The following is a 9,142-nucleotide window of genomic DNA, read 5'->3' on the forward strand; positions in this document are numbered from 1 at the left end:
GCTCGGGGCGGCCCAGCTGCAGGGCGCGCTCCCGCCGTGCCCGGGCCCGCCCCGCGGTGCCGAGGGCGACCGCGACGACGACGAGCTGCACCACCGAGAGCACCGCAGCGGCCCGCAGGTCGAGGAACTGGGTGGTCTGCACCCAGATCTCGGTCTCGACGGTGCCGTAGCCGGTGCCGCCGAGCACCAGGACCACCCCGAAGGCCGTCGCGCAGAACAGGAACACGATCGAGGCCGCCGAGGCGATCGCCGGGGTCAGCGCCGGCAGGGTCACGGTGAGGAAGGCCCGCCAGGGCGGGGCGCCGAGGGAGCGGGCGGCCTGCTCGGCGCGCGGGTCCAGGTGGGCCCAGAACCCGCCGACGGTCCGCACCACCACCGCGTAGTTGAAGAACACCAGGGCCGCGACGACGGCCGCGAAGGTGCCGTCCCAGTCGAGGAAGCCCAGGGGCCCCGAGGGGGCGAGCACCGACCGGAAGGCCACCCCGACCACCACCGTCGGCAGCACGAAGGGCACGATGACGAAGGCCCGCAGGGCGGCCCGACCACGGAACTGGCACCGGTAGAGGAGGTAGGCGCCGGGGATCCCGACCAGCACCGCGATCGCGGTACCCACGGTGGCCTGGGCGAGGGTCAGCCCGATGATCCGCCAGGTCCGTGGCCGCCCGAAGACCTCCGCGAACCCGCCCAGGTCCAGGCCGCCGTCGACCACGAAGCCCCGCAGCACCAGGCTCCCCACCGGCAGGGCGAAGAACAGCCCCAGGAAGGCCAGCGGCAGGGCGGCCGCCAGCCCCCACACCAGTCCTCGACCGACGCGCGCACGCCCCACCCCGGCGCCAGGTCGGCTGCGGGGGTGGGCCGTACGGGCGCCGGGGGTGGGCACGGTCAGCCGATGACCGTGTCCGTCCAGGCCTGGATCCAGTCCTCACGGTTCTCGGTGATCACGGCGGGGTCGAGGGTGTACGGGTCCTCGGGCAGCGGCGCGAACCGGTCCCAGGACTCGGGCAGCTCGATCGAGGAGTCGGCCGGGTACACGTACATGTTCTCGGGGATGTCGGCCTGCACCTCGGGGCTCAGCAGCCAGTCGACCACCTGCTGGGCGCCCTCGGGGTTAGCTGCGCCGGCGAGCACCCCGGCGTACTCGACCTGGCGGAAGCAGGTGTCGAGCATCGCGCCGGTGGGCGCCTCCTCGGCGCCCTCGCCGACCTCGTAGGGCGGGGAGGAGGCGTAGGACAGCGCGATGGGCCGGTCACCCTCGCTCGAGGGGCCGGAGAAGTCCACGTAGTACGCGTCCGACCAGCCGCTGACCACCTTGAGGCCGTTGGCGCTCAGGTCCGCCCAGTACTGCTCCCACCCGTCCTCGCCGAACTCGGCGACGGTCGCCAGCAGGAAGGCCAGCCCGGGGGACGAGGTCGCAGGGTTGGTCGTCACCACGAGGTCGGCGTAGGCAGGGTCGGTCAGGTCCGCGAGCGTCGCCGGCTCCTCGAGGCCCTCCTCGGCGAACCACTCGTGGTCGATGTTCAGGCACACGTCGCCCACGTCGACCGCACTCAAGTACCCCTCGTCGTCGACCGCGAGGGCCTCGACGTCGGGCCCGGCGTTCGGCGAGGAGTACGGGTCGAGGACCCCCTCCTCGATCGCGCGCGAGGCGAAGGTGGTGTCGATCCCGAAGACGACGTCGCCCAGGGGCGAGTCCTTGGTGAGGATCAGCTGGTTGACCAGGGCGCCGCCGTCCCCCGGGGCCTGGGTCTCGAGGGTCAGGCCCGAGGACGCCTCGAAGTCCGCGATGACGTCCTCGCTGAGCGCGAAGGAGTCGTGCGTGACGAGCACGACGGTGCCGCCGCCCTCGCCGGTGGTGGTGTCGTCCTCGGTGGCGCCGTCGTCGCCTCCGGTGCCGATGGTCGAGCAGCCGGCGAGCAGGGCTCCCGCCGCGACGAACGCGCCGAGGCGCAGGTGGTTCCCGGTGCTGGCCGGGCGGGCGAGGGTCCTCGCCATGGTGTGTCCTCCTCGTGGTCGCAGGAGGGGGGCCCAGCACCGAGGTCGTCGACCGGCAGCACCGGTCGATGACGACGGTGGCAGGCCTGAGACGTCCCGACTCCCTACGCCGGTACCAACCGGATCAGGTTCGAGGGTCTGCGGATGTCCGCACTCTCAGCGTCCAGCGTCCGGCGAACCGGACGACGCTCCCCTGTCGTTCACCCCGAGCCTACCGCCGCGACGCCGGTGCCCCGTCCGGCGGGTGGGCTGGACGGGGCATCGGCGAGTCAGGAGCGGGGCAGCGACGGGCGATCAGACGGTGAACGACCCGACACGCTCCCGCAGGTCGGCAGCGATCCGCGAGAGCTCACCGACCGAGTCGCCCATCTGGACCAGCACCTGACTCGCGTCCGACGCACCGGCCGCGACCCCGGTGATGTTCTGAGCGATCTCCCCCGAGCCCGTCGCCGCCTCGGTGACCCCGCGGGACATCTCGTTGGTGGTCGCGGTCTGCTCCTCGACCGCGCTGGCGATCGTCAGCTGGTAGTCGTTGATGCTCGCGATGATCGTGGAGATCTGGCCGATGGCCTCGACGGCACCGGTGGTGTCGCCCTGGATGGCCTCGACCCGACGGGCGATGTCCTCCGTGGCCCGAGCGGTCTCCTGGGCCAGCTCCTTGACCTCTCCCGCGACGACGGCGAAGCCCTTGCCGGCCTCACCAGCGCGCGCAGCCTCGATCGTCGCGTTCAACGCCAGCAGGTTCGTCTGCTCAGCGATGCTCGTGATCACCTTGACCACGTTCCCGATCTCCTGGGACGAGACACCCAGCTTCGTGACCGTCTCGTTCGTCTGCGCAGCAACACCGGTCGCCTGCGAGGCGACCTTCGCCGCCTCGTTGGCGTTCTGCGCGATCTCCCGGATCGAAGCACCCATCTGCTCCGCACCAGCAGCAACAGCCTGCACGTTCCGGCTCACCTGCTCCGCAGCAGCCGCCACCACACCAGCCTGCGCCGAGGTCTCCTCCGACCCTGCCGCCACCTGCGCGTTCGCGGCAGACATCTCCTCAGCGGCAGAGGCCACCACGCCGGCGGTCTCGATGACACCGCTGATCACCGAGCGCAAGGACTCCTGCGCGACGACGAGGGCCGCGGCCATCTGACCCAGCTCGTCCTGCGACCGGATCTGCGGGTGCACCGTCAGGTCGCCGGTCGCCATCGCGTCCACGGACCGCTTGACCTCGACCACCGAGCGCCGGATGCCACGGGCCAGCAGCGTCCCCATCACGGAGCCGACGACGACCACCACGGCCAGGATCGCCACCGTCGCGACGACCGCGGCACGAGCTTCCTCCGCAGCGGTGTCGGCGAGGTCGGCCATCTCCGCGGCGATCTCGACCTCGATGTCACCGATGTGCCCGAGCATCGCCGGGATCACCCCGTCGAGCTCCCCGGCGAGGATCTCCGCGAACTCCTCGGTGTCCCCCGCCATGGCTGCTGGCACGAGCTTGCCGTCGACGATCGTGCGGTAGGCGCCGTACTCGGCGAGGAAGGCGTCGAGGTTGTCGGGCTCGCTCCCGTTCGCGGCGACGTAGACGTCGGTGTAGGTCGCCGCGGCCTCGTCGAAGGCCACGTAGGCGCCCTCGAGGCTCGCCCGTGCAGACTCCCGGGCGGAGGCCGGCACGACTGCGACCCGCAGCATCGTGACGCGGACGTCGATCAGCGCGGCCTTGAGCTGGCCCAGGGCGGTACCGACCTGGGACTGCGTCTCGGCCGCCTGGGTCGCGCCCGCGATCTCGTTCATCTTGAGGACGGCGAAGCCGCCGAGCCCGCTCGCGAGCACCGCGAAGACGGCGACGAGGGCGAGGATCTTCGCGCGGATCGACACCCGGGCGAGGAGCCCGGCGCGCGGTGCGGCCGTAGAGGACGGGCTGGGAACGCTCATGACGCAGGACTCCTTCGAACGAGGAGCCCACTGCCCCCCACAGGGAGCCGATCGGCCGCGGAGGTCCCGCCGATCTGGGTCGGACGTCCCGGCCGTGGCGCCGGTGACGGCGCCTCTCCCGCGGATACGCTCGGGGCGGGCAGGGCCCTCACCTGCACCGTCCGACCGAGGAGGAGCCGTGGCCGTCCAGGCTGAGCTGTTCGCCGCCAAGCACGCTGCCGCCCTGGCACGCTCTGAGGCCCTCGAGGCCGGTGGGGTGACCCCCACGGGGGACGCCGCCCACCTGGCCCTGGAGGACCTCGGACCGATCGAGCTCGAGGCCCTCGGCGAGATCGTCGCGCGAGCCGTGCGCTTCGGCTCGGGCGACCTCGAGCTCGAGGAGGTGGACCTCGACCACGAGTCGCTGCTGCTGCTCCCCGACTTCCTGTGCGAGGCCCTGGCCGAGCTCAGCCGCAGCGAGGACCCGGACCTGGCGACCGAGGTCGCGACCGAGTGGGCGCAGGCCGAGGAGGTCGACGCCTCGGCGACGGAGCTGCTGCCCGTGCTGACCTCGATCGTCGCGCTGGTGCTGCTGGCGGAGAAGTCCGGCGAGCGCCTCTACCTGTGGACCGCCGAGGGCTGAGCCCACCGTCTGCCCACCGCCCTGCGCCGCCCGGCTGGCAGGGCTACGGTGAGCAGAGCAGCTCACCCATCGGTGGAGGTAGATCGTGTCGGACAAGAAGCAGGGCGTCGCAGCCAAGGTCGTCGGCGGTGTCGTCACCCTGGTCGGCGTGTGGGCCGCCCAGAAGGCCGTGACCAGCGCCTGGAAGATGATCAGCGGTCACGAGCCGCCCGCCCCGGAGGACGACGACGACTCGCGCCTCGCCGAGGTGATCGGCGCCGCCGTGCTGTCGAGCGCCATGGTCGCCCTCGCCCGTGTGCTGGCCACGCGAGGGACCGCCAAGTTCCTCAGCTGACGGAGCCCCGCTCCTCCTCGCCGCCGTTCTCGTCCCGGGCGGTACGGCCCTTCTCGTCCTCAGGCGTACTCGCCCCCTCGGCCTGCGCGACCTCGGCGTGGGCGAGCTCGAGGTCGCGGGTGAGCTCGTCGACGACGAGCAGCTCCTTGCGGACCTTCCCCGTGCGGTAGCCCGCGCGCGCCACCATGTGCGCCGCGACCGGCGAGGTGAGCATCTGGAACAGGGCGACCAGCAGCAGCATCCACAGCACCGGGCCGCTACGCAGACGCAGAGCAAGGCCCAGCATCATGAGGATGAGCCCGAGCACCTGCGGCTTGGTCGCGGTGTGCATGCGGGCGAGCAGGTCGGGGAACCGGATGAGCCCCACGCCGGCCGCGAGGGTCAGCAGCGAGCCACCCAGCAGGCACACCGCAGCGAGCACGTCGAGCACGACGTCCAGGGTCCCGTTCACTCGCGCACCTCCCCCTGGGCCGGCCCGCCGTGGTGCTCGGCGTCGCTCGACCCGAGCGCGGTCGTCTCGGCCTCGAGACGCTCGGTCTCGGCCGCGGCGATCTCCTCGCGGGTGAGGATGCGCCCCTCACCCTCGGGCTCGACCGAGGCGAAGCGCGCGATGGTCACCGAGCCGACGAAGCCCACCAGGGCGACCGCTACGAGGATCGGCACGGTGTCGATGCGGCGTGACCACGCGGCCTCGAGGGCGATGGCCCCGACGATGGTGCTGGTCACGATGTCCAGGGCGATGGTCCGGTCGAGCATGCTCGGGCCCTTCTCGGCCCGGACCAGCGCGAGGCCGGCGCTGATGGTGAGCAGCACCGCGCAGATGATGACGACGACGATCACGGGCGCTCCCCCCTCTCCTCGGTGGGCGGCACGACGGGCTCGGTGCCCGCGATCTCGGTGAGGGAGACCGGGGCGGCCGCCTGCGACGGGGCTCCCTGCAGTCCCGGGTCTGCGGCGCTGCGCTGCGGACGCCGGGTGAGCCCGGCCTCGGTGAGCTCGGCGTCCGAGGCGAAGGCCCGCAGGATGCGCGCCTCGGTGTCGAGCACGTGGCGCCGCGCGGCCTCGACCCCGCCGGCGATGTCGACGTCGAGCACGTGGATGTAGAGCACCCCGGAGACGCGGTGGGCCTCGACGACGATGGATCCCGGCACCAGGGAGCAGAGCTCGGCGGTGAGGGTCAGGTAGAGGTCGGAGTGGCTGCGCAGGTGGACCGCGAGCACCGCGCTGCGCGGGGTCCGGCCCACCCGGAAGGCCTGGTAGGCCACCTGGGTGCTGGCCACGACCAGGTCGATGACGAACCGGTAGGCCAGGTAGGCCACCGAGGGCAGGTGCACGCGGCCGTGGAAGTCGACCGCGGGGAGCGGCATCAGCCGGGTCACCAGGACGGCGAGCACGAGCCCGCTGAGCACGTTGGCGATCGAGAGGTCACCCCAGACGAGCACCCAGATGACCGCCAGCCAGACGGTCATGACCAGGTTGATGCCGAAGGAACGACGGCGCGGGTGGAGGCTCACTCGTCCTCCTCCTCGACCGGCTCGTCGGGCAGCTCGGAGTCGGGGGTGTCCTCGGCCACCTCGGAGGAGACCCCGGCCCCGCGGGCGCGGTCCGGCAGCACCGAGACGATGTACTGGTCCGGGTCCCGCAGGGTCGCGGCGGCCCGTTGGGTGTAGTCGTACATGGGCCCGGCCACGACGGTGATGCTGACCCCCAGCAGGACGAGGGAGGCAGCCGAGCCGACCATGGCCCGGGGCAGCCGCATGGGTGCGGGCTCGACCGGGGCGACCTGCCAGAAGGCCTTGTTCCATGCCTTGACGATCGCGTAGAGGGTCAGCAGCGAGGTCACCACCCCGGCACCGACCAGGGTGAGGGCCAGCGGCCCGCCGTCGGCCACCCCCGCCTGCAGCAGCCCCGCCTTGCCGAGGAACCCCGACAGCGGCGGGATGCCGGCCAGGTTCATCGCCGGGACGAAGAAGAGCACGGCGAGCACCGGTGCCAGCTTGGCCAGCCCGCCCAGCTGGTCCAGGCTGGTCGACCCGCCCCGGCGCTCGACCAGCCCGACGACGAGGAACAGGGCCGTCTGCACGGTGATGTGGTGGGCCACGTAGAAGATCGAGGCCCCGAGCCCCTGCTCGCTGGACAGGGCGATGCCGAAGATCATGTAGCCGATGTGGCTGACCAGGGTGAAGGACACCAGCCGCTTGATGTCGTTCTGGGCCACCGCCCCGAGGATCCCGACCACCATGGTGAGCAGCGCGGCGACCATGAGCAGGGTGTCGGCCCGGCCGTCGGGGAACAGCAGGGTCTGGGTGCGGATGATCGCGTACACGCCGACCTTGGTCAGCAGCCCCGCGAACACCGCGGTGACCGGGGCCGGCGCCGTGGGGTAAGAGTCCGGCAGCCAGGCCGAGAGCGGGAAGATCGCCGCCTTGATGCCGAAGGCCAGCAGCAGCAGGAGCTGCAGGACGAGCTGCACGCCGGGGTCGATCTCGGGCAGCCGGATCGCGAGCTGGGCCAGGTTCACCGTGCCGGTCGCCGCGTAGATCAGGCCGATCGCGAGGAGGAAGACCATGGAGGACACGAGCGAGACCACCACGTAGATGGTTCCCGCGCGGATGCGCTCCCCGGTGCCCCCCAGGGTGAGCAGCACGTAGGAGGCCGCGAGGAGCATCTCGAAGCCCACGTACAGGTTGAACAGGTCCCCCGAGAGGAAGGCGTTCGCGACCCCCGCGCTCAGCACCAGGTACGTGGGGTGGAAGATCGCGACGGGGGTCCCACGGTTCCCGTCGGCGAGCCCCTGGGCGAGGGAGTAGATCAGGACGCACAGGGTCACCGCTGCGGAGACGGTGAGCATGAGGGTCGAGAGCCGGTCGGCGACCAGGTCGATGCCGACCGGGGCGGCCCAGTTCCCGACGTCGAGGACGACGGGGCCCTGGTCGGCCGCGATGAGCAGGGTCAAGGAGGCGAGCAGCACCACGGTCAGGGCGACGACGCTGATGATCTGCTGAGCCTTGGAGTGCCGCCACAGCGCGAGGGCCAGCCCGGCTGCCGAGAGCGGGACGAGCACCGGCAGGGGCACCACCCAGCTGAGGTCGGTGAGGCTGAGCCAGAGGAGGTCGGGAGGGGTCATGACCGGTCGCCCCCCATCTCGTCGTGGACCTCGGCGGCGTCCTCGTCGAGGGTCGTGGTGACCTCGGTGTCGCTGTCCTCGAAGGCCGCGAGGTCAGCCGCGGCGCGGCGGGCGACGCGGCGGTCCTCGAGGTCGTCCTGGACCTCGTCGTGCCGGTTGAGCTGCCACGAGCGGTAGGCCATCGCGAGCAGGAAGGCCGAGATGCCCAGGGTGAGCACGATCGCCGTGAGGATCATGAACTGGGGCAGGGGGTCGCTCATGTCCTCCGGGTCGGTCTGACCCGTGATCGGCGCCCCGCCGGCGGCTCCCCCGGCGACGAGGAACAGCAGGTTGATGCCGTTGCTCATCGCGACGAAGCCGAGCAGCACGCGGGTCAGGCTGCGCTCGAGCAGCAGGTACACACCGACCGTGACCAGCACGACGATCACCAGCACCAGGGCCAGGCTCGGGGAGGTGTCGATCATCGCTGCACCTGCCCGTCGCGGCTCTCGTCCGGGGCCACGCCGTACGGGGCGTCGACCGTGGCCCGGTCCTCGCCCTCGGGGCGCTCGGTCTCGGGGTCACCGTCCTGGGACTCGCCGTGCCGGTCGATCTCCGAGCCCAGGCTGCGCAGCACGTCCAGCACCAGGCCGACGACCAGCAGGAACACCCCCATGTCGAAGAAGAGCGACGTCACGAGCTTGATCTCGCCGAGCAGCGGCAGGCTCACCTCGATGATCAGGCTCTGCAGCACCGATCCCCCGGCGAGCAGGGCGAGGAGCCCGACGCCGGCCGAGAGGAACAGGCCCGTGCCGAGCAGCAGGCCGGGGTGGATCGGGGCGGCCTCGGTGAGCTCGTAGCGGCCGCCCGCGAGGTAGCGGACGATCAGCGCGATCCCGACCACGAGCCCCGCCGCGAACCCGCCGCCCGGGGCGTTGTGCCCGGCGAAGAGCAGGAACAGCGCGAACATGATCATCGAGTGGAAGAGGAGCCGCGTGGCGATCTCGAAGATGATCGACCGCCGCTGCGGGGCCAGGGTCCGGCCGCCGCGCAGCCACTCGGTGCGGGGCCGTGCACGTCGCGTCGAGCCACCGACCCCGAGCTCGGCCTCGGACGCCCCCTCGGCACGGCCCGCGTCCCGGACCCGCATCACGTGCATCGGGTC

At 72.0% G+C, this 9,142-nt stretch carries 11 protein-coding genes and 1 riboswitch; of the genes, 2 read left to right on the forward strand and 9 right to left on the reverse strand.

What is annotated here, in order from left to right; translation table 11 throughout:
- The 3 genes from L0B03_RS09745 to L0B03_RS09755 all read right to left on the reverse strand — a co-directional run.
- Positions 1-880, reverse strand: an 880-nt coding sequence (locus tag L0B03_RS09745; RefSeq protein ID WP_374204928.1) for an ABC transporter permease, incomplete at its 3' end; no start/stop codon positions are given.
- Between the two features lie 2 nt (positions 881-882).
- Positions 883-1,992 carry a thiamine ABC transporter substrate binding subunit gene (locus L0B03_RS09750; RefSeq protein ID WP_250445613.1) on the reverse strand — a complete coding sequence of 370 codons (1,110 nt, stop codon included), beginning with the start codon at positions 1,990-1,992 and terminating at the stop codon, positions 883-885.
- An 84-nt stretch (positions 1,993-2,076) separates the two neighbouring features.
- A riboswitch (TPP riboswitch) is annotated at positions 2,077-2,197 on the reverse strand.
- Positions 2,198-2,286: 89 nt separating this feature from the next.
- Positions 2,287-3,915, reverse strand: coding sequence for a methyl-accepting chemotaxis protein (locus L0B03_RS09755; RefSeq protein WP_250445614.1), 1,629 nt, complete (start codon positions 3,913-3,915; stop codon positions 2,287-2,289).
- A gap of 178 nt (positions 3,916-4,093) precedes the next feature.
- Between L0B03_RS09755 and L0B03_RS09760 the strand changes: the two genes are divergently transcribed.
- Both L0B03_RS09760 and L0B03_RS09765 read left to right on the forward strand, forming a co-directional pair.
- Positions 4,094-4,537: a hypothetical protein gene (locus tag L0B03_RS09760; RefSeq protein ID WP_250445615.1), complete on the forward strand. Its 444-nt coding sequence runs from the start codon at positions 4,094-4,096 to the stop codon at positions 4,535-4,537.
- A gap of 85 nt (positions 4,538-4,622) precedes the next feature.
- Complete coding sequence (locus tag L0B03_RS09765) at positions 4,623-4,871, forward strand: DUF4235 domain-containing protein (protein ID WP_250445616.1); 249 nt, start codon at positions 4,623-4,625, stop codon at positions 4,869-4,871.
- Here the strand turns inward: L0B03_RS09765 and mnhG are convergent.
- The 6 genes from mnhG to L0B03_RS09795 form a co-directional block, all read right to left on the reverse strand.
- Positions 4,864-5,322, reverse strand: a complete 459-nt coding sequence (gene mnhG, locus L0B03_RS09770) for a monovalent cation/H(+) antiporter subunit G (RefSeq protein ID WP_250445617.1) — start codon at positions 5,320-5,322, stop codon at positions 4,864-4,866. The two genes, L0B03_RS09765 and mnhG, sit on opposite strands and share 8 nt — an antisense overlap.
- Entirely contained in the window at positions 5,319-5,711 is a 393-nt protein-coding gene (locus L0B03_RS09775; protein WP_250445618.1) for a monovalent cation/H+ antiporter complex subunit F, read from the reverse strand. Before L0B03_RS09775 ends, mnhG begins: the two co-directional genes overlap by 4 nt.
- Positions 5,708-6,385 (reverse strand): Na+/H+ antiporter subunit E, encoded by a 678-nt coding sequence (locus L0B03_RS09780; protein ID WP_250445619.1) that lies wholly within the window; start codon positions 6,383-6,385, stop codon positions 5,708-5,710. Before L0B03_RS09780 ends, L0B03_RS09775 begins: the two co-directional genes overlap by 4 nt.
- Positions 6,382-7,998, reverse strand: coding sequence for a Na+/H+ antiporter subunit D (locus L0B03_RS09785; protein WP_250445620.1), 1,617 nt, complete (start codon positions 7,996-7,998; stop codon positions 6,382-6,384). The genes L0B03_RS09780 and L0B03_RS09785 overlap by 4 nt, the downstream gene beginning before the upstream one ends.
- Entirely contained in the window at positions 7,995-8,462 is a 468-nt protein-coding gene (locus tag L0B03_RS09790; RefSeq protein WP_250445621.1) for a Na(+)/H(+) antiporter subunit C, read from the reverse strand. Before L0B03_RS09790 ends, L0B03_RS09785 begins: the two co-directional genes overlap by 4 nt.
- Positions 8,459-9,142: MnhB domain-containing protein (locus L0B03_RS09795; protein ID WP_284501618.1), on the reverse strand; the 684-nt coding region annotated here is incomplete at its 5' end. The genes L0B03_RS09795 and L0B03_RS09790, both read right to left, overlap by 4 nt.

The sequence above is a fragment of the Actinotalea sp. C106 genome (genome assembly GCF_023630195.1).
Classification (GTDB): Bacteria; Actinomycetota; Actinomycetes; order Actinomycetales; family Cellulomonadaceae; genus Actinotalea.

Bases quoted from the DNA above. Each gene is read 5' to 3' on its own strand.
- L0B03_RS09750 (WP_250445613.1), bottom strand. From the start codon at position 1,992: ATGGCGAGGACCCTCGCCCGCCCGGCCAGCACCGGGAACCACCTGCGC.
- L0B03_RS09755 (WP_250445614.1), bottom strand. From the start codon at position 3,915: ATGAGCGTTCCCAGCCCGTCCTCTACGGCCGCACCGCGCGCCGGGCTC.
- L0B03_RS09785 (WP_250445620.1), bottom strand. From the start codon at position 7,998: ATGACCCCTCCCGACCTCCTCTGGCTCAGCCTCACCGACCTCAGCTGG.
- L0B03_RS09790 (WP_250445621.1), bottom strand. From the start codon at position 8,462: ATGATCGACACCTCCCCGAGCCTGGCCCTGGTGCTGGTGATCGTCGTG.